Below are 26,384 nucleotides of genomic sequence, written 5' to 3'. Positions count from 1 at the left end.
CGTCGTTCACAAGCAGTCATACCGCGATCACCGCGAAGACGCGGTCGCCGAGGCGGATCGTATCGCCCGCGGTGATCGCCACCACGGTGCCCGCAGGCATCGCCATGTCGATCCCGTTGCGACTCAGTGCCGAGCCGTTGGTCGAGTGCAGATCGACGACCTCGAGACCACCCGGCACCGGACGCACGAGCAGGTGCGTCTTCGACAGCGAACGGGTGTCGTCGGGCAGCGGGATCGCGCGGGAACCAGGATGCGGCGTTGCGTCGGGGTTGCGCCCGAGCAGGATCGGGCCATCGATACGGATGCTCTCGCCCGTGTCGAGACGCAGCCCGAAACCGGTGGGCGCCGCCGGAGCCGCGGGCGCAGGAACCGCAGGCGCAGGTGCCGCGGGCGCGGGGACGCCAGGCGCCGGAGCCGCAGGCGCGGGAGCCGCAGGGGCCGGAACGGCAGGGGCAGGAGCCGGAGCGGCGGGAGCGGGAGCGGCAGGAGCGGGAGCGGCGGGCGCAGGGACTGCAGGCGCAGGGACAGCAGGCGCAGCAACCGCAGGAGCCGGAGCCGCAGGCGCGGGCGCCGAAGACGGGGACACGGGAGCAGTCGGAGAGGGAACCTGCGCCGCCGCAGGCGCGAGCGGGTCGGGCAGCGCGTAGGGGTCGGGGGTCTCCGACGGCGCGCGCACGACGCCCGGAGCAGGCCGCGGCATCGCGGGGAGCGGCACGGCGGGGTCGGCGGGGAGCGGTTCGATGAGGGCATCCGCCCCCACCGCGTCGATCGCCTCACGCTCGGCCTGCACCGCGCGGTACCCGCCGAGCACCGGCTTGCCGGTCTCGCCCGGCACCGGCTCGGCCGAGACCGGGGGCGTCGACGGGGTCGCGAGCGACAGGCCGACGGTCGGCCGCTCATCGGGGTCGTACGGACGGGCGACGCCGAGCACGCCGGCGCTCACGCGACTGCCCGGGCGGTACGCCGGGCCGGCGGACGGGTCGACGGGGGTCGCGAGAGACGGCAGCGCCGACCGCTCGGGGGCCGGATCGGCCTTCACCATCTTGCGAGCGACGCGCATGCGTTTCTCGTCGTACGGGTTGAGTCCCTTGCGCACGTCGACGAGCCACACCCCCGTGGCCTTGTCGTGCAGGCCGCGACCCCGCCGCTCCGGGTCGAAGGTCGGCGACGCGAGCATGAGCGCGGTACCGAGCACCGGCACGATGCCGGCCGCGCCGACGAGCAGGAACCGCAGCAGCACTGCCCCGACCCGCGGGCGTTCGAGGGTGCGCACGTTGACGCTGCGGAGGCCGAGGAGCCTCTTGCCGATCGTCCACCCCTTGAGTCCGTGCAGGATCAGCTGCACCACCAGGAACACGAGGCTGAGAAGCGTCGACACCGACGCCATGACGATCGCGAGCACGAAGTCAGGGTGGTTGACAAGGCCGTAGGCCGAGATCGACCCGCTCAGGAACTTCACCAGCAGCGGCACCGCACCGATCCATAGGGGCAGCTGCAGCAGCATCCAGATGCCGCCGTCGATCACGAACGCGAGCGCTCGCCGCCCGAGCGGAGCACGCAGCAGACCGAGCGCCGTCGCATACGCAGGGTCGGGCCGACCGGAGGCGTCGAGCCCCTCGATCGTCTCGGTCTTCTCGTCGATCTCCCAGATCATCCGACGCATCCTCGCATCGGTTCGGAGGCCCGGCCGTCAGCACGCCGCAAGATCACGTCGATACACACCCTTTCCGCAGATTCGACCGTCACGGTCGGTACATCGGTCTGCCGCTGTGCGTCGGGATCGTCCGAGTACACGTCTCGCCACAGGTAGCTGTCGCCCTCCTCCGGCGAGGGATTCTCCCACGTGAACGTCACCGTGGCACCCTCGCGCACACCCGCCGGCTCCGACACCGCGGGAACGAAGTCGGGCACCACATCCTGCGGTTCTGCCGTCTCGGATGCCTCGGGCGCAGGATCGCTTCGGATGCCCGCCGCGAGCAGATTGAGGCCGATGATCGCCGCCACCACGACGACCACCACGCCGGCCGCGATCAGCGAGACCCAGAGACCGGTGCGGCGGCGGGGTGGAGCGGCCGACGCCGGCGACGAGGCCGCGCCCGCGTGCGGAGGAGCGGTCGGGTACGAGGGGGCCGTCGCGTACGCGGGTGCCGGCGGCGCCGAAGAGGCCGCGAACCCCGGGGCGGGCGGACCCGCCGGCGAGACGACCTGCGGCGGGCGCAGGAGCGTCGGCTCGTCGTCGACCGTCGGCGGCGTCGGAACGACCGGCCCGCGCACCTCGGTGCGATCGTCCACCGGCTGCGCCGGCGCAGGGTCGAAGCGCGGAACCGCCGGGGCGGGCTGACCGACGTGCTTCTGCGTCGTGGCCGACGGGCGGGTGAAGGCCGAGGCATCCGGGTCGATGCTCACGACCTCGCGCACACGGGTCAGTCCGTCGTCGTCGTCTTCGAGCTCGTCGGCGTGCGGATGCTCGTCGACGATGTCGATCGGCGTCACCGAGTGCGACAGTTCGATCTGCACCTTCTGCAGCGCCCGCGCGAACGCCACCGCGCTCGGATAACGGTCGTCGGAGTTCTTCGCCATCGCCCGCTCGAGCACCCGCTGCAGGCTCTCGGGCGAGTCGGGGCGGCCGAGGTGCGGCACGGCCGCGCGCTCGATGCGCTCGATGAGGTCGGCGCTGGAGTTGCGCTCGCCCGGGCGCTCGAACGGCGACCGCCCGGCGAGCAGGGTGAAAAGCGTGGCGCCGAGCGCCCAGACATCCGACCGGGGTCCGCTGCGCGGCGGCTCGGCGAACGACTCGGGCGGCGACCACGGGATCGACATGCCTGAGGCCTCGGTCGTCGCACCGGTGGTCGATGCGATGCCGAAGTCGGTCAGAGCCGGACGGTTGTATTCGGTGACGAGGATGTTCGCCGGCTTGATGTCGCGGTGCAGCACGCCGGCACGATGCGCGGTCTCGACGGCACCCGCGACCTGCACGCCCACGCGCAGCGCCTCGGCGACCGAGAACGGCTCCTTGCGCGATCGCGTCTGCAGGTTGGGGCGAGGGCAGTACTCCATGACGAGGTAGGGCCGACCGTCGCCCGCCACGCCCGCCTGGTAGATCGTGACGATGGCCGGATGCGTCGACAGCATCGCCATGACGTTCGCCTCGTCGGCGAACTCCTGTGCCGCCCCGCTCGACAGCCGGTCGGCGAGCAGCACCTTGACGGCGACCCGTCGGCGGGGCATCTCCTGCTCGTACAGGAAGACGTCGGCGAACCCGCCCGCGCCCAGCGGCTCGACGTACGTGAAACCGGGGAGGACGGGAGGCGAGGACGGCGGTCGTTTCACGGGAGGTCCTCGAAGGCGATCGTGATGCCGTCTCCGAGGTCGACCACGTCGCCGGTGAGCACGAGAGTCTGCTCCCCCGGGTGCAGACGCACCGGGTCGGCACCCGGGCGCAGCAGCGTCGAGCCGTTGGTGGTGTGCAGGTCGATGACGACCACGGTGTCTCCCTCGGGGCGGACCTCGAGGTGGCTGCGCGAGATGTCCTGCTGCGGGCTCTCGACCGCGATGAGGTGGGGCAGGTTCGCGCCGCTGGCGCGCGTGGAGCGCGGACGACGACCGATGATGACCGTGCGGTCGAGTGCCACGACCTGACCCGACGACACCCGGATGCGCCCCGCCGAGGCGGTGGGCACGTCGGCGACGGGGATCACCGCGGTGGGTGTCTCGTCGGCCGAGGCGGGCTGCTGGCGCATCGCACGCAGTTCGTCGGCCGAGATCGTCGAACCGTCGTGGTCGCCCTGCGTCGGGAACGGGACGGGCGGCGCGGGCGGAGCCGAGATGCGCGGCACCGGCGGAGCGGTGTGCACGGTGTCGCCGAAGAGCAGATCGAAGTCGTCGTCACTGGCCGCGAGCGTCGCCTCGGTCGGGATCAGGGTGACGCCGTCGACCTCTGGCGCGACGAGCTCGGCGACCACGGGCACCTCGTCGAGCTGCTCGGTCGGCGCGTCGGGCGCGGACGCCGGGGCGGCGGGCACCGCGTCGTCGTCTGCGGAGGCGACGGTGCCGGGTGCGTCGGATGCGCCGGAGACGTCGGATGCGTCGGATGCGCCGGATCCGCCGGATGCGTCGGATGCGTCGGACTCATCGTTCGCATCCGGTGCGTCGCTCGCGGCGGCCGCGTCGGGTGCGTCGCTCTCGTCGGTCGCGTCGGTCTCGTCGGTCTCGTCGGTCGCGTCGCTCTCGTCACTCACGGCGGCGTCACTCACGGCGGGAGCGTCGGCGACGTCGGCATCCGCGGGCGGCACGGGCACCGCGCCGAGCAGCGGCGCGCTGATCGCGGCGTCTGCGTCGGACTCGTCGCGCACGCCGGCCGCCCCCGTGACGGAATCGTCGCCGGGGGTGGAGGTGGAGTCGTTCGACTGCTCATCCTCATCCGGCCCGGTTGCGGCACTGGATGCCGTCGCCGCTGCGAGAGACGTCGAGGCCTCCGTGCCCGCGAAGCTCGCGAGTCGGACCGCCGCACCCGACAGCACAGATGCCGATATGCCGTCCGCCGACGCGGCGACGACCGGAGCGGGCCCGAGGGCACCGGTCAGGGGCGCGGCATCGGCCGACTCGAGCTCCGCGCTGACGGCGGATGCCTGAACGACCCCGGTCTGCACCGGCAGACGCACCTCACCATCGACCGCCTCGACCGTGATCTCCACGCGCGTGGCGCCGCCGACGAATCGCTCGCTCCAGGTCGTCACCTCGGCGCCGTCGAGCTCGTGCGCGCCGTCGGCGGCCGTCACCCGTGCCGAGACACCGCCGCGCAGCGCGATGCGCACGTCCGACCCTTCGGCGACCGCCGCCGCGAAGGGCGGCAACGCGGTGAACGATCCCGCCTGCGTGGTGAGCACGTCGATCACGGTCGCGAGGGTCTTGCGCGCGGGCAGACGCTCCCACAGGCTCGCGACGATCTCGGCGGGCGCGTCCGGCGGCAAGGCGACGAGCGCCCCGGGCATCACGAGAAGGTGCCAGTGTCCCGGTCGATAGATGGTCTGCATCAGCGAACCCCTCCTGCTGCGGCCTCGCGCGGGCGCGTGTCCATGTCGATGTCGTCGTCGGTCTCGAACAGCGTTCCCGGCCGCGAGGCGACCGACACGGCGTCGGCCACGACGACGGTGATGTTGTCGCGACCGCCCGCCTCGACAGCCGCGTCGATCAGGACATCTGCGGCGCGCTGCGGATCGGGCGTCGTGGTGAGGATCTCCCGGATGCGCGCATCCGACACCTCCGAGGTCAAGCCGTCGGAGCACACGAGCATGCGATCGCCGAGTTCGGCCGGGAACATCCAGTAGTCGGCGTCGCCCGTGCTGGAAGCGCCGATGGCGCGCGTGATGATGTTGCGTCGACGGTCGTGCAGCGCATCCTGCGGCGACAGCTCGCCCGCGTCGATCAGCTCCTGCACGACCGAGTGGTCGACCGTGATCTGCTCGAGCTCGCCGTCGGCCAGACGGTAGGTGCGGGAGTCGCCGATGTTGACGGCGAGCCAGTAGCCCATTCCGTCGACCGTCGCGACGACCACTCCGCTCAGTGTCGTTCCCGCGCGGCCGCTGCCCGAGGTCGAGAGCTCCTCGACGCGCGCCCGAGCCGTCTCAAGGGCTCCCCGAACGTCGTCGAGTTCGAGGGCCGGCCGCCCGACGCAGTGCGCGAACTCGGCGACGACCGCCGCGCTGGCGCGATCACCGGCCTCGTGGCCGCCCATGCCGTCGGCCACGATGAACACCGGGGTCGAGGCGAGATACGCGTCTTCGTTCAGCGCGCGCCGCAGACCGGCGTGCGTGGCGGCGCCGGCCGAGACCACCAGACCGGGCCTCACGCGTAACCGCCGATGGTCACGATGCGGTCGCCGATCTCGATCGCGTCACCCAGACGCACCGGCACCCGCTGGCCCGGAGGGCACGCGAGCCGCTGCCCGTCGCGCACGATCGTCGTTCCGTTGGTCGAGTGCCGGTCGAGCACCCAGCCGCCCGACACCTCGGCCGCGGCCTCGAAGTGCGTCTTCGAGAGCGACAGCGTCTCGTCGCGCACGGCCACCACCGCTGCACCCTCCTCGGGGGCGGGATTGCGGCCGAAGATCGTGCGCCGCGACACCGGCGTGCGCGTGCCGTCGTCCCAGGTGAGCACGAGGCGGTGCCCCGGGATGCTGATGCGGGTCGACTCGATGTCGATGTCGCCCGACGCCGGCCCGGGCGACACCTCGGGCGCCGAGGCGGCGGCGGGCGCGGCCGCGGACGGCGCCGCCCACGGGTCGCCGGCCGGAGCCGCGGGAGCCTGCGCGGCCGGAGTCTGCGGGGACGCCGGGACCTGCGCCTCCGGAGCCTGGGGGGCGGGGGCCTGCACCTCCGGAGCCTGCGGGGACGCCGGAGCCTGCATCTCCGGAGCCTGCGCGGCCGGAGCCTGCGCGGCCGGAGCCTGCGCGGCCGGAGCCTGCGCGGCGGGAGCCTCGGGAGCCTCGGGAGCCGGGCCGGCCGGGGCGGCACGTCGCGGCGGAGCATCCTGCGTGATGCCGGGAACGAAGGCGATGAGATCGTCGTCGGTGCCCACCGGTGCGGCCGGAGCGGCGGCGGGGAACGCCGGCGCCGCCGCTGACGGGAAGGGCGCCGCAGGGGCGGGCGTCGCGGCCGGCGCGGGGACATGCCCGCCGCCGGGCCACGGCGGGGCGGCCGCCGGCTGTGCGGTCGGTGGCTGGGGGGCCGCGAAGCGCGACTCCTGCGGGTCAGCCGCACCGGTCGGAGCCGGCTGCGCCAGCCCCGGAATCGTCGGCGCGGCCGCGCCCGTGCCGGCGGGGAAGGTGCGGAGGTCGGCGCCGCGCGCGGCCTCGCGCGCGTTCGGGGCCGCGCCCGCCGCATGCCCGCTGCGTGCGGCTCGCGCATCGAGCACGACCGACTTCGCCACCTTGTCGTGCCAGCCCTGGAAACGGCCGGAGCCGTCGAAGAGCGGCGTGAAGTAGCCGACCACGATCCCGCCGGCCAGCCCGAAGATGAGGTTGCGCACCAGCGCGCGGCCGAACCCGAGCGGCGCTCCGTCGGTCTCGCGAGCGAGTCGGAGCCCCTGCGCCCGCATGCCGATCGACCCGGCCCCCGACTGCATCCAGGTGTAGACGACGAACCACCCGAGCAGCAGCAGGCCGACGACCGGACCGCCGACCGCCAGGGTGACCAGCGACGCTTCGATACCGCCGGAGAACGAGACGACGAGAGCCAGCACGACGCTGAGCACGATCGCGAGGCCGCCCGCGATGACCGCATCGATCAGATACGCCACCGCGCGACGGGAGATCGGCGCGATCTGGCCGAAGGGGAGCATCGTCATGGGGTCTCGCTCTCGGGGGCGGGGGCGGGGGTGCTGTTCTCGATGGTGCCAGGTTCGCGGCGTCCGCGCGCGCCCGTGTCGCGGACGCGCGCCGTCGCGGCATCCCGGAGGTTCTGCACGGCCTGCGAGACGGCCGTGCCGCCGAGCAACGACCGCAGGTTGATGCGCGCCTTCCAGCGCCGCCAGAACCCGGCCTCCGCACCGAGGCCGCCGACGATCTCGTCGACCTCCTTCCAGAAGGCGTCGACGTCTTCCGGCGTGGGCTCGGTGGGTCCGAAGACCTCGATGTCGGCGCGCTGCGCGAGCGTGGCCGCGCGCGGCACGCCGAGCGTGCCGACGACCGCCGACGCCTCCTCGACGCGGGTCGCACCCGCAGGGAGCCGTGCGCCGTAGTCGACCGCCCGGTCGGCGAGCTCGTCCCACCCTCCGCTGATCCGGTCGCTGGGGCGCGGGGCCGTGCGCCGCGCACGCCTCTTCGCCGCCTTCCACGCCGCGATGACGATGAACGGCGACGCGAGGATCGCGAGGATCGCGAGCGTCACGCCTCCGATCGCCAGGATGACTCCGAGGATGCCGAGCAGGTTGAGCGTCTCGTCCTCGGCCTTGCGGTCGTCGGGCAGCGTGGGTGGCAGGTCGACGGGTTCCTGCGGCGGGGGCGGCGGCTGCAGCACCTGCGGCTTCGGGTCGACGCGCGGCTTCGTGTTCTGGTCGTTGGGCACCTGATCCTCGGGCGGCGTCGGGTCGAACGGCAGCCACCCCACGCCCTCGAAGTTGACCTCGACCCAGGCGTGCACGTCGTCGCCGGTCGCCGCGAACTCGGCGTCGCCGGCATCCTCCTCGTCGGGGTAATACCCCATGACGACGCGGGCGGGGATGCCGACCTCCCGCGCGAGCAGCGCCATCGCGACCGCGTACTGCTCGTCGTCGCCGATCATCTGGTCGCCGCCGACGAGGGTCGAGATGCGCTCGGCCGTGTGTCCGGCGCGCGAGATGACCTCGCCCTCGAGCCCGTGGCTGAAGAAGCCGCCGTCGGCGAGCATGGTCTCCAACGCCCTCGCCTGCTCGATCGGGCTCTCGGCGTCGGCGATCGTCTCGGCGGCGAGCGACGTCAGCTCCTCCGGCACGTTGCGCTGCTTGGGCTGGGCGACGTTGCCGAACGCGACCTCGGCGAGCCGGTCGTCTTCGATCTCGCCGGGGATGACGGTGTCGACCGTGTAGGTGTCGCCCGCCCCGAGCTTCGGGGTCGCCACGGCGGTGCCGGTCTCGGCGTTGTAGAAGGTGCCCCGACGCAGTTCTTCTGCGCGGTCGCCGGTGTATTCGATCTCGTCGACGGCACCGGCATCCGGCACCCACACCCCGGCGTACTCGCCGATCTCGACCTGCAGCGTGACTGGAAGCCCCTCGGCGTCCGGCGCCATGTCGGACCGCAACGGGGTGAACGCGCTCGACGACCCCGGCCCTCCGTCGGTCACGTTGTAGACCATGCCGTCGAACTGATCCATGACGGCGATGCGGATGCGCGCCTTCTCCGGCAGACCGCGCACCGTGAACAGCGTCTTCTCGTCGAGGTCGCGGGTGTTCTTGCGGAAGGACTGCAGCGGGCTCGGGTAGTCGCGGATGTCGAAGGGCGGGATGATCACATCGCGGAACACATGCCGCGTCTCGCCCGGCACCGCGACCGCCGACGAGGCGATCCCCGCACCGGCCGCGATCGCCAGCACGCCGGCGCCGGCGAGCATGCGACGCAGACGCATGCGGGCCGCCCGCGATGGATCGATGTCGCTCACCGAGATCGCGGCGTTCTGCGGCGCCCAGAGCTGCCGCAGCGCCAGCCACACGACCGCGACGAGGGCGACCACGATGCCCTGCACGAGGGGGAACGCCGGCTCGGGCGTGCCGAGGGCGATGACGACGACGAAGAGCAGGACGGCCGGGATCAGCGCCCAGGCCACGGTCGACAGCCGCAGGGCGAGCGACGCGGTGACGACGGCGCCGACCAGCGCGAGGAGGAAGGGCACGAGCAGATGCCCGTCGGCGGCCGACACCGGCGCGACGGTGGTCAGCATCTGCTTCCACGCCGTCACGACGCCGAGCGCGAGCCGCTGCAGCGTCTCGAGCGTGGGCACGAACCCGGCGATCGTCGTGCCGGGCAGCGCCAGCGCGCCACCGAACACGAAGTACACCGCGACCGTGAGCCCGGCGATGGGGAGGATGCCCCACCGTCGCCACGCGCACAGCCCGGCGACGGCGAGGCCGAGCAGCACACCGCCGATCGCGGCGGGGAGGAACGATCCGCCGGCGAAGGTCGGCCAGAAGCCGAGGAGGATGACGGCCACCACGACGCCCGTGGCGCCGAGGTCGAGCAGCCACCGACGCAGCGGAAGCGCGGGCGGCGAGACGGCGGGCGCGCTCACGCGAGCACCTTCTGCAGGGCGAGCGGCAGCTGTTCGAGGGTTCCGACGGTGACCACGTCGGCGTCGCCGATGCGCCGAAGCGCGGGCGACGGCGTCGAGGTGTCGGTGACGACGGCGAGCACGCGGGCGCCGTACGGCAGGCGCGAGCACGCCACCCGGAGGTCCTCGGCGGGCACGCGCCCCCCGCAGACGAGGACGACGACGCTGGCCAGCGGCATGTTGCGCGCCACGACGCCCGCGAGATCGGCGATGCCGCCCTCGCGGGGGCGCGAATCCTCGACCGCCGACAGCGAGTCGAGCAGCTGCTTGCCCGTTCCCGACGCGAGTTCGCGCCCCTGCACGCGCACGTCGACCCGCTGCGAATCGCGCAGCGCGCGCAGGCCGATGCTCCCCGCCACCGAGATCGCGAGCTCGAAGTCGTCGACCGAGGCGTAGTCGCCCGACGATCGCGAGAGGCCGATGACGAAGTGCGACCGCCGGGTCTCCTCGTACTGGCGCACCATCATCGTGCCGGTGCGGGCGGTCGACTTCCAGTGCACGTGGCGCAGATCGTCGCCCGGCTGGTACTCGAGCAGCGCGTGGAACGACACGTCGTCGCGGGAGAGGTCGGTGGCGGGCATGCCCTCGAGGTCGCGCAGGAAGCCCAGCGACTGGCCGTCGAACAGGATGGTGCGCGGGTGCACGAACAGGTCGACCGGGTCGTCGCGGCGATGGGCCCGCTCGAAGAGCCCCAGCGGGTCTCCGCGCACCACGCTCACCGGCCCGACCTTCACCACACCGCGCTTCTGCGTCGGGATCGCGAACAGTTCTTCGGCGCTGGCGCCCGGCGCGAGCCGCTGGATGCCGAACTCCCCGCGCCCCGCACCGACCGGAAGCACGACCCGCGACGGCAGGATCGCGCGGGTGCCGCGGTTGGCGAGCGTGAGGGCGCCGATGGCCCGCTCCCCCACGACGACGCGCGTGCGCGCGAGGTCGAGCGACACGTCGTAGGCCGTGCGCCCGATGAGGAACAGCGCGCAGAGGGCGAGCGTGAGAGCGACGACGAGCCCGACGATGGTGAACTCCCACCATCCGGCCACCTGCCCGAGGACCCAGCATCCGACCGCTGCTCCGATCAGCACCCAGGCGAGTGGGCGGATCGCCGCGGCGATCGTGCGGAGGCGCGCGGCAGCGCGAGCGCCGAGGACGGCGGCGACGTCACGCCAGTCGGCGTCGCGCTCCGTCGTCGGCGACGCCGTCTGCAGGGCCTCCGTCGTCATCAGGCCGCCGTTCGCGCCTGGGGTGCGGGCACCGTCTCGAGCACCCGGGCGATCACGGTCTCGCTCGTCGTGCCCGAGAACTCGGCCTCGGGGTCGAGCAGCAGGCGGTGCTTCCACACCGGCCGCGCGAGCGCCTTGATGTCGTCGGGCAGCACGAAGTGCCGACCGTGCGCCGCCGCCCAGACCTTCGCGATGCGGATCATGGCGATCGCTCCGCGCACCGAGACGCCCAGGCGGATGGCGCTGTCGCCGCGCGTCGCCTCGGCGAGCTCGGCGGCGTAGCGCAGCACCGCGGGCTCGACGTGCACGGTGGCCGCGAGGTCGGCCATGTCGGCGACCGCGCTCGTGGTGATGATCGCGGGCAGCCCGGCCGACGGGTTGCGGTCGGATGCCCCCGCGAGGATGCTCTCGGTGACCGCGAGGTCGGGGTACCCGATCGAGGTCTTGATGAGGAAGCGGTCGAGCTGCGCCTCCGGCAGCTTGTACGTGCCGGCCTGCTCGATGGGGTTCTGGGTCGCGATCACGAGAAACGGGCGGCCGGTCTCGTGCGTCACGCCGTCGACGGTCACCCGCGACTCCTCCATGACCTCGAGCAGCGCGGACTGGGTCTTCGGCGACGCGCGGTTGATCTCGTCGGCGAGCACGATCGACGCGAAGATCGGTCCCTTGTGGAACTCGAAGCGGTGCTGCTGCTGGTCGTAGATCGTCACGCCGGTGACGTCGGAGGGAAGCAGGTCGGGGGTGAACTGGATGCGCGCGCTGGTGCCCTTCACCGTGGCGGCGAGCGCCTTGGCGAGGCTCGTCTTACCGGTGCCGGGGGCATCCTCCAGCAGCACGTGGCCCTCGGCCAGCATCGCCGAGATCACGAGGCCGACGATCTCCTGCTTGCCCTGCACCGCCTTGTCGACGTTCTCGACGAGGCGCTGGAAGGTGCCCTGGAACCAGGCGGCCTGTTCGGGGGTCATGGTCATGGGTGTGTCGTTCCTCGTTCTCGGGGGGCGGGTGCGCGCGGCGGGGTCATTGCCAGACGCGGTGTTCGTAGGCCTTGCCGTCGATGACCACCCACGCCTCGATCGTGCCCCGGCGCATACCCAGGTAGCAGCCGATCTGCTGATCGAGGTTGCCGTTGCCGTCGGTGGTGACGGTGCGTCCGCCGAAGGTGCCGCCGTACGGGACGGGAGCGTTGCTGGCGCACTGCAGGTACATGCTCGTGTTCGCGGGGAAGTTGCGTCCGGTCACGTAGAAGTAGGCGCAGGTGCCGTCGCTGCAGTTGGGCTGGCCGTTCGCGTCGCCGGTGGAGGTGACCCACGCGCGCGGCTCGGGGCGGGGACCAGACGACTGCTGCGCGGAGCGCACGATCCGCTGCCCTGCCGCGTCGGTGACCTCGACGTCGATGGTGTGGCTCTGGCTGTACCCGTCACCGACCGTGCGGTTGCCGGTCGCATTGACGCCCTGCCAGCCGCCGCCGTCGATGCGGATGCGCACCGAGCTGATGTCGCGCCCGTTCGCCGCCGGGCGCGCATCCCACGCGAAGGTGACGCTCGTCGGGTTCTGGCTCGCCGAGACCTCGGGATTGCGCAGCGGACCGTACGGGTTGCCGGCGACCTGGTTCGAGGGGTCGCCGCCGTACTGGGTTCCATCGACGGTGGCGACACCGCGCACCCGCACGTTGTAGTTCTGCCCGTTGGAGAGACCGCGCACGACGTTGTCACCGGGCATGGCCGCCCAGTTCCCGCCGTTGAGCGAGTACTGGTACTGGATCTCGGTGGTCTTCGCGCCGTTGCGCGCACCGGGGGTCCACGCGAGCGTCAGCGCACGGTCGCCCGGGCTCACCGACGAAAGCGACGGCGCGCCGGGCTTGTTCACACCGCGGCGCGGGGCCGACATCGGGCTCCACTCGCCCCACCCGGCCTTGTTGTGCGCGCGGATGCGGAACGTGTACGCCGTCTCCGACGTCTGCACCGTGACGGCCTGCGAGGTGGCACCGGCACCCGGGGTGAGGGTGCTGCGCAGGGTCGACCCCTCGTAGACCTGCAGCTCGAACGCGTCGATGGGGTCGCCGTTGGCGTTGCCGGGCTGCCAGCGCACCTGCATCTGCGCCTGCGACCCCACGCCGGGGATCTCGGCGGTGGTGGGCGCCGCGGCGGGCATCGGCGGGCCGGCGGGAATTTCGGATGCCGACCACCCGCTCCAGCTCGACGGCTCGGGCGCGCGGTTGTGCGCCTGCACCCGTACCTGGTAGTTCGAGCCGTTCTCCAGACCCTCCCAGGTCATCGAGTTTCCGGTGACCTCCTTCTGGGTCACACCGGAGGGCGGCGCGGGCGAGATCTCGAGCGTGTAGCGCTCGACGGGCGAACCGGGGGTCGTGGGCGTCGTCCACGCCACCTTGAGCGACTTGTCGCCGAAGGCGAGGGTCGGCGGGTTCGGGGTGTCGGGGCGGGCATCCGGGCGCGCCACGGCCGACGCGCCGGACGGGTCGGACTCGCCGACGCGGTTCGTCGCCGTGACCTGGAAGCTGTACTCGACGTTGTTCGTGAGCCCGTCGAGGGTGCAGGTGGTCGACCTGCACTCCTTCGAGTAGGCGTTGCCGCTCACCGAGCGCACCGTGTACTTGGTGATCTCGGCGCCGTTGTTCGACGGGGCGCCGAACGAAACGACCACGGTGCGGTCCTGCACGCTCGTGACGGTCGGTGCGCCCGGAGCATCCGGCACTCCCTGCACCGTCACGACGATCTGTCCGTTCGCCTCGCGCTCGGGGTCCTTCGTCGCGTCCTGGATGCGGTAGCGCACGACCATCGTTCCGACGAAGTCCGCGGCCGGGGTCACGACCACGTCGTCACCCTTGACGGCGGCACCGCCGGAGCCCGACTCGGTCGCGGCGGTCATGAGCTTCAGCGGGGTGTCGGGGAACGGGTTGAAGTCGTTCGCGAGCACCGGCACCGTGATGCTCTCGCCCTGGTTCGCCTCCGAGACGGTGTCGGTGTTGGCGGTCGGCAGCGGACGGGTCGATGCGCCGACCTTCACGGTGACGGTGCCCTCGATCGGCTCGGTGGTCCCGTCGGTGATCTCGAGGGTCAGCGATGCCGTCGCGCCCTTCTCGGCGTTCGACGACGCCTCGACGAGCAGCTCGCTCCCGTCGGTGCGCGCGCTGATGCCCTTGCCCGCTCCGCTGATGTAGCGGAACTGCAGCTTGTCGGCGTCTTCGGGGTCGGGGTCGGTGGTGAGGGCGGCGAGGTCGACGACCGTGGGGTCTTCGCCCGGCGCCACGGCGATCTCCGTGCCGATGAACTCGGGCTGCTGGTTGTCGGGCGGCAGCACGTTGATCGGAATGCTCAGGGTGGCCTTCCGGCCCTCGGGGTCGTCGGGGCCCGTGCCGTCGGTCACCTCGAAGGTGATCGCGTCCTGCCCGAAGTAGCCGTCGGCCGAGGTGTACACCAGCGTCGTCTCGTCCTGCACCAGGTCGGCACCGTTGGCGTGCACGGCGCTCACCTTGCCGTGCTCGGTGATGCGGGCGGTTCCGCCCCCGGCGACCGTGACGTACTTCGAGAGCGGGATCTCCTTGGTCTCGCCGCTCATCACCTCGATGGGCTTCGTCGAGTCGAGGATCGGGCGCAGCTCCGACTCGGCCGGCACGAAGATGAAGGCGGATGCCTCGAGCCCGTCCTGGTCGGTGAGGGTGTAGCGGATCAGCTGCATCTCCTCGCCCACCTCGACCCGCACCTTGCCGTTCTCGAGCGCGGTCGCCCCCTCGCCGAGGGTCACGTCGAGTCGGTCGGTGGTGCCGTCCGGGTCCTCGTCGTTCTTGAGGATCTCGATGTCGGCCCGGAGCGTGCCCTCCGTGAGATCGGTCGGTCGCACCCGGTCGTCACGGGCGATGGGCGCCTGCAACGGCACGTCGTCGTCGACGGTGATCTGCAGGGCCGCGGTGGCGGTCGCACCGCGAGCATCCGCGATCGTGTACTGCAGCGAGGTCTCCAACTCGCGATCCGGAGCCTGCACGAGCACGCGGTCGCCCGAGACGCGCGCCTCGATGCCGAGATCGGTGGGCACCTCGAGTCCGTCCTCGACGAGCGAGATCTTGTCGCCCTCCGGGTCGGAGTCGTTCTCCATGACCGGCACGGCGATCTCGCGGCCCGGACGCACGACCACGGCATCCTTCACCGCGTACGGCGCCTGGTTGACCTGCTCGCCCGGGGCGATGCCGACGCGGATCGTGGCGATGCCCTCCTTGCCGAGCCGATCGCGCACCCGGTACTTGAACACGTCGACCCCCGTGGAGTCGTCGAACGCCTCGTACGAGAAGTAGTTCTGCCCCGTCTCGGTGATGCGGCCCTTCGACGGGCTGCTGGCGATGTCGATGAGTTCGACCGAGTCGCCGTCGGCGTCGATGCCGTCGAGAGGGACGGCGATGTTCGCCGTCGAACCCGCCAGCACGCGCGCCACAAGGTCCTGCGGACGCGGGGCCGCGTTGGTCTCCTCGTCGACCGGGAGGATCTGGATCGTGACGTAGGCCGCCGCCTTCTGCTGGCGGGAGTCGACCGCGTCGTACGTGAGGTACACGGTCTTCGCCTCGGGGCCGGCCTTGAACCGCACCGTGTCCTGCGAGACGAACGCCTCGCCGTCTTCCGGGTCGGGCGCCTCGACGAGTTCCGGCGCGACGTGCAGCACGTCGTCGTTCGGGTGCGTGTCGTTGTCGAGCACGGGGATCGTGACGACGTCGCCCGCGCGGACCACCGCCGTGTCGGCGTTGGCGACCGGTTGCAGGATCTCGTCCGACGCCGGGATCGGGATGACGACGACCTCGCCCTCTGCCGACTTCGATCCGTTCGAGATGCGGTAGGTGATGCGCGCCTGGTCGGTGAGCGATCCCTGATCGGTGATGCGCAGGGTCTCGTGGTTGATGACCGACACCGAGATGCCGGAGTCGTCCTCGATCGACACGGACTGCACCACCAGGATGCCGCCGCCGGGGTCGATGTCGTTCGCGAGCACCCCCACGAGCACGTCGCCGCCGGTGGGGAGGAGCGCCACGTCGCGCACGGCGACCGGCGGGAGGTCGCTCGCCGTCTCCTCGCGCACGTCGACGCGCACGATGCCCTCGCCGTTCTCGGGGCCGGCGGTCGCGAGATACAGCACGTAGTAGGTGCCGGGGCTCTGCGCGGTGAACGTGAAGGTCTTGTTCTGGAAGTCCGGGACGATCGTCGCACCGGGCGTCTCGTTCACGCGCCCCAGACGCAGCGGCTCGCGGCCCGAGCTGGTGTCGTTGGCGAGCGGGGCGATCGTCACCTGCTCGCCGACGCGCGTGACGACGTGATCGGCGTTCGTCTTGGGCTTGGTCGACCCCTCGGGCCGCACGTCGAGAGAGATCGACCCGGTCGCGGTCTCGTTGTTGCCGTCGGCGACGGTGACCTGGATTTCCTTGCGGCCCTGCGCGCTCGCCGTCGCCTTGTAGGTGATCTGGCCGTCGGTGCTGAAGTCGACCTCGTCGCCCGGCGCGGGCACGACGTCCTTCAGGTAGACGTCGTCGCCCTCGGGGTCGATCCAGTCGGGGAGGATGTTGTACGAGATCGTGCCGCCCTCTTCGACCGTGAGCGACGTCTTGCGCTTCGGCACGGGGGCGGTGTTGATGCTCTCCTCGTAGACGGTCAGCGTGACCGTGGCGGTGTCCTTCCCGCCGCGGCCGTCTTCGGCTTCGTAGGTGAACGTCGACGATCCCGAGGCATCCTCCTCGACCGCGATCTGCAGCGCCCCACCGTTCTGCACCTGCTGGATGGTGCCGATCGACGGCTGGCTCTCGGCCAGTGTGGCGACGAGCACGTCGCCGTCGGGGTCGTTGTCGTTGTCGAGCACCGGGAGCATCGTCGTGACCCCGGGGCGCACACCGAAGGAGTCGTCTTCGGCGATCGGGGGCGTGTTCTCCTCCTTGCGCTCGGGCAGCGTCGTCTCGACGGTCACCTCGGTGGAGTCGTCTTCGTTCTCGGTCTCGCCCTCCGGCGGAGTCAGGTCGTTCCAGTTGTCGACGCGCTGCAGGCTCTCGTCGGCGAGCCAAGCCGCCCCGCCGACCGCGTCGTTGAGGATGATGACGTCGCGATTCACTCGGAACACGAGGCTCGCGGAGTCCTGCGCGCCCTCGACCGTGGCGTTGACGTCGTTCGCGCTGCCGGGGCACTCGCGGATGAAGGTCGCCGAGCCGGCCCATGCGCCGTAGGTGCAGCCACGCAGGTAGACCGGGGCCGCGGGGGTGCCGGATGCACCGGCGTCGACCGTGGTCGGCTCACTGCCGTCGAGCGGCACGGTCACGAGACCGTCGGCGGTCGCGACGGCGACCGCGTCGTTCTCGGCGGATGCCTGCTGCAGCACCGCATCGCCGGCGCCGCCGACCTCGGTGCGCAGTCCACCGGCGGTCGTCACGACGCCGGCGGCCGGATCGAGCACGACGGCGGTGGCACCGACGGCGGTGATGCTCGCCTCGGACGACGTGCCGTCGTCGCCGAGCGACGCCGTCGAGGGTTCGAGCGCTTCACCCTCGGCGTCGACGGGGACGGTGACGATCTCGCCGCGCTCCGACGAGAGGCCGAACACGGTGCCGTCGGTCGCGACGGCGACATCGGCGTCGGCCCCGAGCTCGGCCACCGGATCCTGCGATTCGGGCTCGAAGCCCGAGACGCCCTGCACCGGGAGGACCCAGAGCTCGCCGGTCTGCTCGTCGAGGATGGCGGTCGTGTGGTGACCGAGGGCGATCTTCGCGGCGGCGGGCACGGCGGCCGAGTCGCCCAGCGAGACACGCGAGGGGTCCACGGCGGTGACGGTGGAGGCGTTCTCGTCGACGACGAGGATGTTCGTCGCATCCTGCAGGATGTCGTAGTCGTCACCCGTGGTGCGCAGGCCGCCATCGAGCACGGTGGACTCGTGGTTGAAGTGCCCGACGAGCAGGCTCGAGGTCTTGGTGATCCAGACGCCGCCGTCGTTGAGATCGACCTTCGTGGTGGGGAAGCCCTCGTACGCGAAGGCCATGGTGGTGATCGCGACCACTCCGACGGTGACGCCCGCGGCGGATGCGAGCGTCTTCGGGCGCGAGCGCATCCACGACATCGCCTTCATCCGGTGTTTCCCCCCACGTGCCCGTGCTCGGCACCCTGCCGGTCGGCTGGGGCCGCACGGCGCACCCTGTCATCCTAACCGCGCCTGGAATACCGAAACATGGGGAGAGTTCCCCACTTCGGGGGACTCGTCCGTCTCTCCGTCAGCCGATGATCAAGAAGACGAGGCCCGTGAGGCCGACGACCGAGACGACGCAGGCGGCGACGAACGCGGCGAGGGTCAGGCGACTCTCGCGCACGGCGCCCTTCGCCACCGACGGACGGGCCGGATCGAGCGTGCGAGTGGGGGCGGATGCCCCCTGCACCTGCACCGGCGGAGCAGACGGCACGAGCGGCGCGGGGCGCGGCTTGTAGATCGCCGGGTTCGTGAGTCCGGCCGGTCGCTCGAACGATGTCGTCGAACGGGGGACGGTGTCGGCCGGGAACGTGTCATCGACGGTGCCGTCGGTGTCTGCGGGCGCCGGGCTGCGGCGACGGAGCAGGCGCGGCCCGCGGCGGGGCACTGCGACGGTTGCCTCGTCGGGCGACGCCTCTGCCGACTGCTCCGCAGGCGTGCTCTCTGCAGGCTGGGAGCGGTCGATCGCGATGGTGCGTTCATCGACGGCGCCATCGGCATCCGGATCGGCAGGGCTTGCGCTCGCCGACTCGTCGGGGGCGGAGTCGGTGGTGGACCGCGAGCGATTCACGACCACCGTCGCCTCGTGCGCGAACTCGTCGTCTGCCGGTGCGTCGGGAGCGGAGTCGGTGGTGGACCGCGAGCGATTCACGACCACGGTCGCCTCGTGCGCGAACTCATCGTCCGCCGGCACGTCAGCGGCGGCAGCATCCGACGACCGCGAGCGATCGACGACCACCGTCGCCTCATGCGCGAACTCATCGTCCGCCGATGCCGGGGCTGCGGACTCGGAGTCGGCGGCGCGGCGACGCGCGCGGCGCGAGACGACGACCGTCTCGTCGACCTCGACCTCGACCTCGTCGCCCGGAGTGCTCATCGCGCGCGTACCGGCACGGTCGTGCCCTCGAGCATCGTCTCGGTGCCGATCGAGACGGCCAGACGTCCGGCGGTGTCGTCGTCGCGGCCCGCCCGCAGACCTCCCGAGACCACGTCGACCACCACGACCGACACGTTGTCGCGACCGCCGGCCTGCAGCGCTCGACGGATCAGCGCGGCGGCGGCCGTCTCGGGCCGCCCGCACATCGTGAGCGACGCACGGATCGCCTCGTCGCTGACCTCCCCACTGAGCCCGTCGGAGCACAGCAGCAGGCGCTCTCCGTCGACCACCGGCACCAGCCAGCTGTCGGCGGCGCTGTCGGTGGCGCCGATCGCGCGGGTGATGATGTTGCGCTGCGGGAACGTGGCGAGGTCTTCGGGTCGCATCTCGCCGGCATTCACGAGCTCCTGCCCGAGGGAGTGGTCGACGGTCAGCTGCACCAGCTCGTTCGCCTGGTGCCGGTAGACGCGCGAGTCGCCGACGTTGAAGATCAGCCAGTGCGGAACGCCCTCGTGCTCGACGAGTGCCGCGCCCGCCACGGTGCTCCCCGCGCCTTGCCGGTGCGCGGCCGCGATCGCCTCGACCACCGCGGCCGCACGCCCGAGCGCGATGCGGATGTCGTCGACCCCGACGGAGGTTCCGCTCAACGGCGCGAAGGCGTCGACGACCGCGGCGCTCGCACGGTCGCCCGCCTCGTGCCCGCCCATGCCGTCGGCGACGAGGAAGATCGGCGCAGCCGCCAGCACCGAGTCCTCGTTGGCGGCGCGTTTGAGGCCGGTGTCACTCAGGGCGGCGACGTTGAGGACGACGGACGAGAGGGTCACGACATGCTCTCCGCGACGACATGCATACCGACCTCGCCCAGCACGAAGCGCCCGGTGCCGAGCACGCTCTCGCCCGGATCGAGCAGCACCTCGGTGCCGTCCTCGGCGACGACCACCACGCCGTTCGTGGCGTGCAGGTCGGTGAGCCGCCACTCGTCGTCGGTGACGACCAGGCGCGCGTGGGTCTTCGAGAGGGTACGGGTGGCATCGGTGATGGCGAGACGCTGCTCGCCCGGTTCGCCGACGGGGTTGCGTCCGATGACCACGCTCGCACCCGACAGCGCGAAGGTGCGGCCGTCGTCGAGCACGAGCGAACGACGCACGCCGCGCTTGCGCGCGACGATCACCGTCGCCTCGAGGTCGTCGTCCTGGCGGCGCGGCACCACGACGGTCTTCGCCACGTCTTCGTCGAGCGCATCGGTCGGCGGTGCGGGGACGATCGGCGTCGGCACCGTCGGCGCCGCCGGTTCGGCGGGCGGCGCCGGATGCGTGAGGGGCGATGCACCGGGGGCCGCGAGCACCTGCGGGGTGAGCACATACGGCTCGGATGCCGACGCCACCGGGCCGGCAGCCGGAACCTCCGGCGCAACCGGCGAGGACGCCTGGGCGTACGGCGCGGCGGGCGGGGGTGCGGGAACCGTGTCGAGAGGCGCCTCCGAGGCGACGGGCGGCGCGAACGGCGACGGGGCCGGCACGGATGCCGTCGGAACTGCGGGAGCCTCAGAGGCGGGGGCTGCCGGAGCCGGTGCGGCGGACGGGGCCGGGAACGGCGAGCCCTCGAAGGGCGCCGCCGGGGCCGGCGTTTCCGCGAAGGGCGCCGGGGTGGTCGGCGTTTCCGCGAAGACCGGAGTGGGGGCCGGAGCCGCCGGGGCAGCCGGCGCCTGGGGCGGGGACGGGGGCTGCGGCGCGGGCGCGAAGGCCTGCCACTCGGGCGGGAGCGCCGACGACGCGGCCGGTGCCGTGGGCGCCGAGGGGATGAACCCTCCCTGGGGCGACGCGCCAGCGTGGCTCGTCGCGAGGCGCTGCGGCGCGGGCGGCGCGAGCAGTCCGCGAGACCCCTCGGCGTCGTCGCTCGCGTACGGCTGCGGCGTGCGACGCGGTCCGGGAGGCTGGAGCGCCGCGAGGCGATCCCCTTCCGGGTACGGCGGCGCACCGACGGCGAGCACCGTCGCCCAGACGGGCGGCAACAGGATCGCGAGCACGGTCGACCCCGCTCCACGGCCGAACTGCTGGTTGATGCGGTGCGTCGCCCTCACCTTCAGGTAGATCCCGTAGAGCTGCACGATCGGGATGAAGTAGAACACGACCGACCACGCGGGAACCCCGCCGCGCGCCAGGATCTCGGCCTCGTTGAGAACCGGCACCCAGCCCTTCCAGGACTCGCCGCCGATGCGCGGGAAGAGCCGCGACAGCGCGATCGCGTACCAGACGTAGAGGCCGATGGCGATGATCAGCCCGACGCCGATCGCGACGAGGAAGGTCGCGATCGCATCCGACGCTGCCGACGGTGTCATGGGGTCCCCTTCTCCCGGTCGTGTGGCGGACCGGCTACTGCGAGCGTACCGATGCCGAGACGCCGACCCGCGAAACCGCGCGCATCGACCGGGCGGGCCCGCCGGAGGAACGAGGCCGGTCGCAGCCGCACGCGCAGCCGCTTCCACCGACTCTGGTCGGCGACGAGGGCGGTGCGTTCAGCATCGACGATGCGCCACCCGGCCTCGGCCTGGTCGGCGCTCGGCGGGTCTCCCGCGAAGACACCCTGGTCGACGAGCGCCGCGAGCCGCAGCGCGGCGCCCCGGTCGGTCGAGCGCGCCCGCTGCACGCGGGTGCCGTGCACGTCCATCGCGATGTCGTGGTCGGCGTAGAGGTCGACCAGCTCCTCCCATGCGCCCGCCAGACGGGTCTCGGGGTCGTCGGCCTGACGACGCGAGCGGGTGCGCCGGCGCTTCGCGAAGAGCAGCACGAGCAGCGGAAGGGCGAGCAGCGCAAGCACGAGCAGCCCCAGACCCGCCGCACGCAGGATCGGGAGGAGGATCGCGAGGAACCCCGACTCCGGCGCCTCGAGCGGGGGCGCGTCGTCATTCGAGTCGCTCTGCGCCTGGGGCGGGTCGAGCGCCTCGGAGCGTGGCTGCTCGGGAACGGTCGGATGCTCCGGCAGCTGCTCGCCCTCGGTGATGGCGCTGGGCAGCATCGCGAACTGGGGGGTGACGTCGATCGGCAGCCAGGCGCCGCCCTGCGACCGCACCTCGACCCAGGCGCTCATGTTCGCCCCGGTGCACACCTCCTCGCACGCGGGGATGCCGGGCACCTCGTCGGCCGCGGGGGTGCGCACGCCGACCACGACGCGGGAGTCGAGGCCCCAGTGCCGCGCGAGCAGGGCCGCCGCGGCGGCGAACTGCTCGTCGTCGCCCACGGCCGACACCAGCAGTTCGGGCGCTGCGTCGGAGCCCGCCCGGCGCTCCTGGTCGATCAGCGTCGTGAAGACCTCTTCGACGCGCGCCGCCGAGTGCCCGGCGTAGCTCGCCGCGAAGGAGTACCCGTCGCTCTGCTGGAGCGCACCCACCCACGCCGCCGCCGAGGCGTCGTCGAGCAGGGCATGGCTGAGGTAGCCCCGGGCGCGCAGCCGATCGACGAGCTCGACGAAGCCGGCGCCGGTGCGCGGCTGCTCCTGCATCTCGGCCCACTCCACGAGCGCCGGGTAGGCGTCGGCGTCGAGGGTGGAGTCACCTCCGCGCAGCTCGGTGATCCCGTCGCTGCGTGCGGGCGCGTCGGCGAGCACCGTGTAGGCGTCGCCGGGCACGAGGCCGTCGCCGGCACCGGGGGCATCGGCCACGGTGAGCGCTGTGTCTCCGTCGACGTCGACGTGGAAGCCGTCGGCCAGAGCATCCGCCCGCGCCCCCGAGAAGCGCGGTGCCTCGGCCAGCCCGGCCGGAGCCGGCACCCAGATGCCGCGGTAGCCGTCGCCGACCGTGACGTCGATGGTCACCCGACCGTCGGCCGGCGGTGCGGTGCGCGGAAGGCGACTGAACCGCTCCTCCGGTGCGACATGGAAGTCGTCGCCGTCGTACGCGTCGAGGGTGACGAAGCGGATGCGGTCGACCTCGCTCACGTCGCCGCCGAGCTCGATGACGGGCGTCTCGAGGCGGTCGGCGGTGAACCATCCGCGGTATGCGCTGAGCGGGCTGGTCTGCCGCTGCACCACGACCATCGGCTCGACCTCGTCGCGCAGCACGGACCGGTCGGTCCATCCGGCCGCGGCCGGGGCGATCGCCAGACCGGCGACGAGCGCCACCACGACCAGGGCCCCGGACAGCAGGTGGCGACGTACGGCGAGCCAGACGGGCGCGCCGCGGCGACGCACTCCCGTGGCGGCGACCAGCCGCAGCGAGCGTGCGCGCTGGATGCGGGAGCGCCCGACGAGCCAGACCAGCGACGCCGCGAACAGTGCGACGCCGATGAGCCACTCCCGCGGGGCGGGCACCTCGACACCGGCGATCGTGACGCCGTCGCTCGTCGCACCGAGGCCGAACGCGATGCCGAACACGGTCATGGCGGCGACGATCGGCGTGGCGATGATGGCGCGGCGTCCGGTGCGCAGTGCGAAGGAGGTGGCGAGGAACGCGCCGAACAGCGACACCACCAGGAAGGGGATGAGCACCGCCTGGTACTCGCCGAGGGGCGGGCTGAGCGTGAGCATCTGCTTCCACCCGAGCACGACGCCCAGCACCGCGTCGCGCAGGCCGCCGAGCAGCCCGGTCGGTGAGAGGGCCGAGGGGATCGCGAGCGGCACCGACACGACCAGATACGCGCCGACCGCGACGAGGGCGCCGAGCAGCAGCCCCCAGCGCAGCAGACGGGCGATCACCGCGACCGCGGCACCGAGGGCGCCGCCGACGAGGCCGACGAGCAGCACGCGCGGGGTCTGGTAGACGGGCCAGGCCGCCGCCGTCGCGAGCAGGATGCCGACGAGCACGTAGCCGAGGGCCCAGACCTGCAGCGCCGTGATGCGGCTGTCGGCGTCGCGCGGGAGGCGGGTGCGCGTGGTCGCGGGGGCGCTCATCCGAGGGCTCCCCTCGCCAGCATCTGGGGCAGGTCGCCGAGCGCGCCGAGCGTCATCACCGACAGTTCGCGCGCCGTCTTCATCGTCGGCTCCTCGCCGAGCTCGGTGCGCACGGCCACCGCGTCGACCGCGGCGGGGAGCTTGACCGCGGCGAGGCGCAGACGATCGAGAGGGGTGCGCGAACCGGTGAGCAGGAACCCGATCGACAGATCCGGGTACGACTGCGCGGTCAGTGCTGTCACGGCTTCGAGACGCATCACGCGGTCGGCCGCGTCGAGGGTCGACGTGGCGTCGAGGAGCGCCTGCGGGGTGACGGTCGGCAGGGTGCGGATGGAGAACACCTCGGACCGGCTCTGCTCGGGGATCTCGTCACTCACGACGAACAGCACGTCGCGTCCGTCGCGGACGCCCTGCAGCGCGAGCGAGGCCGCCGCACTCACGGTGCTCTCGAACTCGTCGTCGGTCTCGTACGATTCGGCGTCGAGGTCGAGCACGATGGCGATGCGCGCATGACGCGATTCCTCGTACTGCCGCACCATCAACCGCCCGGTCTTCGCGGTCGACTTCCAGTGCACGTGGCGCTGCGAGTCACCGACGACGTATTCGCGCACGGCGTGGAACGACAGGTCAGCGTCGACGAGGGTCGTGCTGGGAGTGCCGTCGAGGTCGCGGATCAGGCCGGCGCTCGTGCTGGGGATGCGCACGGTCACCGGGTGCACGTGGATGCGCTGCACCTCGGGCCAGCGCATCTCACGGCGCAGGATGCCGATGGGGTCGCCGCGCGTGATGGTCATGGGGCCGACGTCGATCACGCCGCGGCGGCGTGCGGCGATCGTCAGCTGCTCCTGGTGCTGGGCTTCCGGGCGCAGCAGGGGCACGTGCGCCTCGATGAGTCCTTCGCCGACGGGCACGTCGACGACACCCGGCAGCGACAACCGCGCACCGTTGTTGCGCACGTCGAGGGTCGCGGCGATCTCGGATCCGGCGACGACGCGGTCGCGATCGAGCGTCAGGCGGATGCCGTAGTCGTGCGCGCCGAGGATGAAGGGCACGCAGACGACGAGGAGCACGAGGGCGATGGCGGCGACGGCCCAGCCCTCGATCCAGCCGAACGCCAGCCCCGCCACGACACCGAGCACGAGCGCGACGACCGTGAGCATCCCGGCAGCCGTGACGGTCTCGCGCACCCACCCAGCCGTCCGCCGGGCCGTGCGCGCCGTCGCGCGCGCCGCGCGGCGCAGCCCGAAGACCGCGCCGCGGACGGGGCCGCGTCGCGTGCGGGTGTACCGCGTGACCGTCGCCGTGCGCGTCGAGGTCGACGTGCCGGCGGCGGTGCGCGTCAGGCGCGATTCGGTGGTGAAGCTCACGCAGCGCCGTTCTCGCGGGGCGGTTCGACGTCGAGCAGGATCTGGCCGATGACGGCCACGGCGGTGACGCCGTCGAACTCGGCCTCGGGCTCGAGCACCAGGCGGTGGGCCAGCGCCACGACGGCGAGCTCGCGTACGTCGTCGGGGGTGACGAACGTGCGACCGTTCTTCGCGGCCCAGGTCATCACCAGTCGGGAGAGCGCGAGCGCGCCGCGCACGCTCACCCCCAGGCGCACCTCGGATGCGCGTCGGGTCGCATCGACGATGCGCATGATGTAGTCCGAGATGAGCGGGTTGACGTACACCCCGCGGGCCATCTCGCCCATGGTGAGGATCGTGTCGGTGCCGACGAGGCCGTCGAGCACGCGCGGAGGCTGCGCCGCACCCTGAAGGATGCGCATGGTCGCGGCCTCGTCGGGGTAGCCGATCGACGACTTGATCATGAAGCGGTCGAGCTGCGCCTCGGGCAGACGGTAGGTGCCGCCCTGCTCGATGGGGTTCTGCGTGGCCAGCACGAGGAACGGCGAGCCGACGGGGCGGGTGACGCCGTCGACGGTGACGGTGCCCTCCTCCATCACCTCGAGCAGGGCCGACTGCGTCTTCGGGCTCGCCCGGTTGATCTCGTCGGCGAGCACGATGTTCGCGAAGACCGGTCCGGCGTGGAACTCGAACGTGCCCTCCTTCTGGTCGTACACGGTGATGCCCGTGACGTCGCCGGGGAGCAGGTCGGGGGTGAACTGGATGCGCGTGCTCGTGCCGCGGATCGTCTGGCCGATCGCGCGCGCGAGCGCGGTCTTGCCGGTGCCGGGGAAGTCCTCGAGCAGCACGTGACCGCCCGTCACGGCGGTCGCGAGCACGAGCTCGACGATGTGCCGCTTGCCGAGCACCACCTGCTCGACGTTGCCGGTGAGGATCGAGAACGTCTCGGCGAACCACGTCGCCTGCTCGGCGGAGATGGTCACGGGTGCGGTGGAGGCAGCGGGCATGGCACTCACAGTCCTGGAGTCGAGGGGCGGGGATCGCG

Annotated in this window: 15 protein-coding genes; all 15 read right to left on the bottom strand. The window is 72.3% G+C overall.

The window, feature by feature from the left end:
- Nucleotides 1-16 precede the first annotated feature (16 nt).
- The gene (locus RWS82_RS09510) at nt 17-1,654 is read right to left on the bottom strand and encodes an RDD family protein (protein WP_314649313.1); all 1,638 of its coding nucleotides are present in this window, start codon (nt 1,652-1,654) and stop codon (nt 17-19) included.
- Nucleotides 1,651-3,330 carry a serine/threonine-protein kinase gene (locus RWS82_RS09505; RefSeq protein WP_314649310.1) on the bottom strand — a complete coding sequence of 560 codons (1,680 nt, stop codon included), beginning with the start codon at nt 3,328-3,330 and terminating at the stop codon, nt 1,651-1,653. Before RWS82_RS09505 ends, RWS82_RS09510 begins: the two co-directional genes overlap by 4 nt.
- The gene (locus RWS82_RS09500; protein ID WP_314649307.1) at nt 3,327-5,033 is read right to left on the bottom strand and encodes an FHA domain-containing protein; all 1,707 of its coding nucleotides are present in this window, start codon (nt 5,031-5,033) and stop codon (nt 3,327-3,329) included. Before RWS82_RS09500 ends, RWS82_RS09505 begins: the two co-directional genes overlap by 4 nt.
- On the bottom strand, nt 5,033-5,848 hold the full coding sequence (locus RWS82_RS09495; protein WP_314649304.1) for a protein phosphatase 2C domain-containing protein: 816 nt from the start codon (nt 5,846-5,848) through the stop codon (nt 5,033-5,035). Before RWS82_RS09495 ends, RWS82_RS09500 begins: the two co-directional genes overlap by 1 nt.
- Nucleotides 5,845-7,344: an RDD family protein gene (locus RWS82_RS09490; RefSeq protein ID WP_314649302.1), complete on the bottom strand. Its 1,500-nt coding sequence runs from the start codon at nt 7,342-7,344 to the stop codon at nt 5,845-5,847. The genes RWS82_RS09495 and RWS82_RS09490 overlap by 4 nt, the downstream gene beginning before the upstream one ends.
- Nucleotides 7,341-9,758: a transglutaminase-like domain-containing protein gene (locus tag RWS82_RS09485; protein WP_314649299.1), complete on the bottom strand. Its 2,418-nt coding sequence runs from the start codon at nt 9,756-9,758 to the stop codon at nt 7,341-7,343. The genes RWS82_RS09490 and RWS82_RS09485 overlap by 4 nt, the downstream gene beginning before the upstream one ends.
- Nucleotides 9,755-11,017, bottom strand: coding sequence for a DUF58 domain-containing protein (locus RWS82_RS09480; protein ID WP_314649298.1), 1,263 nt, complete (start codon nt 11,015-11,017; stop codon nt 9,755-9,757). Before RWS82_RS09480 ends, RWS82_RS09485 begins: the two co-directional genes overlap by 4 nt.
- Nucleotides 11,017-11,988 (bottom strand): MoxR family ATPase, encoded by a 972-nt coding sequence (locus RWS82_RS09475; protein ID WP_314649296.1) that lies wholly within the window; start codon nt 11,986-11,988, stop codon nt 11,017-11,019. The genes RWS82_RS09480 and RWS82_RS09475 overlap by 1 nt, the downstream gene beginning before the upstream one ends.
- Before the next feature lie 46 nt (nt 11,989-12,034).
- Complete coding sequence (locus RWS82_RS09470; RefSeq protein WP_314649293.1) at nt 12,035-18,118, bottom strand: Ig-like domain-containing protein; 6,084 nt, start codon at nt 18,116-18,118, stop codon at nt 12,035-12,037.
- Between the two features lie 142 nt (nt 18,119-18,260).
- Nucleotides 18,261-19,109: a hypothetical protein gene (locus tag RWS82_RS09465; RefSeq protein ID WP_314649290.1), complete on the bottom strand. Its 849-nt coding sequence runs from the start codon at nt 19,107-19,109 to the stop codon at nt 18,261-18,263.
- Nucleotides 19,106-19,933, bottom strand: a complete 828-nt coding sequence (locus tag RWS82_RS09460) for a protein phosphatase 2C domain-containing protein (RefSeq protein WP_314649287.1) — start codon at nt 19,931-19,933, stop codon at nt 19,106-19,108. Before RWS82_RS09460 ends, RWS82_RS09465 begins: the two co-directional genes overlap by 4 nt.
- On the bottom strand, nt 19,930-21,447 hold the full coding sequence (locus RWS82_RS09455; RefSeq protein ID WP_314649286.1) for a DUF5684 domain-containing protein: 1,518 nt from the start codon (nt 21,445-21,447) through the stop codon (nt 19,930-19,932). Before RWS82_RS09455 ends, RWS82_RS09460 begins: the two co-directional genes overlap by 4 nt.
- Complete coding sequence (locus RWS82_RS09450; RefSeq protein WP_314649284.1) at nt 21,444-23,993, bottom strand: transglutaminase domain-containing protein; 2,550 nt, start codon at nt 23,991-23,993, stop codon at nt 21,444-21,446. Before RWS82_RS09450 ends, RWS82_RS09455 begins: the two co-directional genes overlap by 4 nt.
- Nucleotides 23,990-25,360: a DUF58 domain-containing protein gene (locus RWS82_RS09445; RefSeq protein WP_314649281.1), complete on the bottom strand. Its 1,371-nt coding sequence runs from the start codon at nt 25,358-25,360 to the stop codon at nt 23,990-23,992. The genes RWS82_RS09450 and RWS82_RS09445 overlap by 4 nt, the downstream gene beginning before the upstream one ends.
- Nucleotides 25,357-26,346 carry an AAA family ATPase gene (locus RWS82_RS09440; protein WP_314649280.1) on the bottom strand — a complete coding sequence of 330 codons (990 nt, stop codon included), beginning with the start codon at nt 26,344-26,346 and terminating at the stop codon, nt 25,357-25,359. The genes RWS82_RS09445 and RWS82_RS09440 overlap by 4 nt, the downstream gene beginning before the upstream one ends.
- Between the last annotated feature and the right edge of the window lie 38 nt (nt 26,347-26,384).

Source organism: uncultured Microbacterium sp. (assembly GCF_963528945.1).
GTDB lineage: Bacteria > Actinomycetota > Actinomycetes > Actinomycetales > Microbacteriaceae > Microbacterium.
The sequence above is the reverse complement of the archived record's forward strand: the minus strand, read 5'-3'. Positions and strand labels throughout refer to the sequence as shown.

What these genes read in the sequence shown, in the direction of transcription:
- RWS82_RS09510 (WP_314649313.1), bottom strand. Translation starts at nt 1,654, where the DNA reads ATGATCTGGGAGATCGACGAGAAGACCGAGACGATCGAGGGGCTCGAC.
- RWS82_RS09500 (WP_314649307.1), bottom strand. Translation starts at nt 5,033, where the DNA reads ATGCAGACCATCTATCGACCGGGACACTGGCACCTTCTCGTGATGCCC.
- RWS82_RS09490 (WP_314649302.1), bottom strand. Translation starts at nt 7,344, where the DNA reads ATGACGATGCTCCCCTTCGGCCAGATCGCGCCGATCTCCCGTCGCGCG.
- RWS82_RS09480 (WP_314649298.1), bottom strand. Translation starts at nt 11,017, where the DNA reads ATGACGACGGAGGCCCTGCAGACGGCGTCGCCGACGACGGAGCGCGAC.
- RWS82_RS09475 (WP_314649296.1), bottom strand. Translation starts at nt 11,988, where the DNA reads ATGACCATGACCCCCGAACAGGCCGCCTGGTTCCAGGGCACCTTCCAG.
- RWS82_RS09470 (WP_314649293.1), bottom strand. Translation starts at nt 18,118, where the DNA reads ATGAAGGCGATGTCGTGGATGCGCTCGCGCCCGAAGACGCTCGCATCC.
- RWS82_RS09465 (WP_314649290.1), bottom strand. Translation starts at nt 19,109, where the DNA reads ATGAGCACTCCGGGCGACGAGGTCGAGGTCGAGGTCGACGAGACGGTC.
- RWS82_RS09455 (WP_314649286.1), bottom strand. Translation starts at nt 21,447, where the DNA reads ATGACACCGTCGGCAGCGTCGGATGCGATCGCGACCTTCCTCGTCGCG.
- RWS82_RS09450 (WP_314649284.1), bottom strand. Translation starts at nt 23,993, where the DNA reads ATGAGCGCCCCCGCGACCACGCGCACCCGCCTCCCGCGCGACGCCGAC.
- RWS82_RS09440 (WP_314649280.1), bottom strand. Translation starts at nt 26,346, where the DNA reads ATGCCCGCTGCCTCCACCGCACCCGTGACCATCTCCGCCGAGCAGGCG.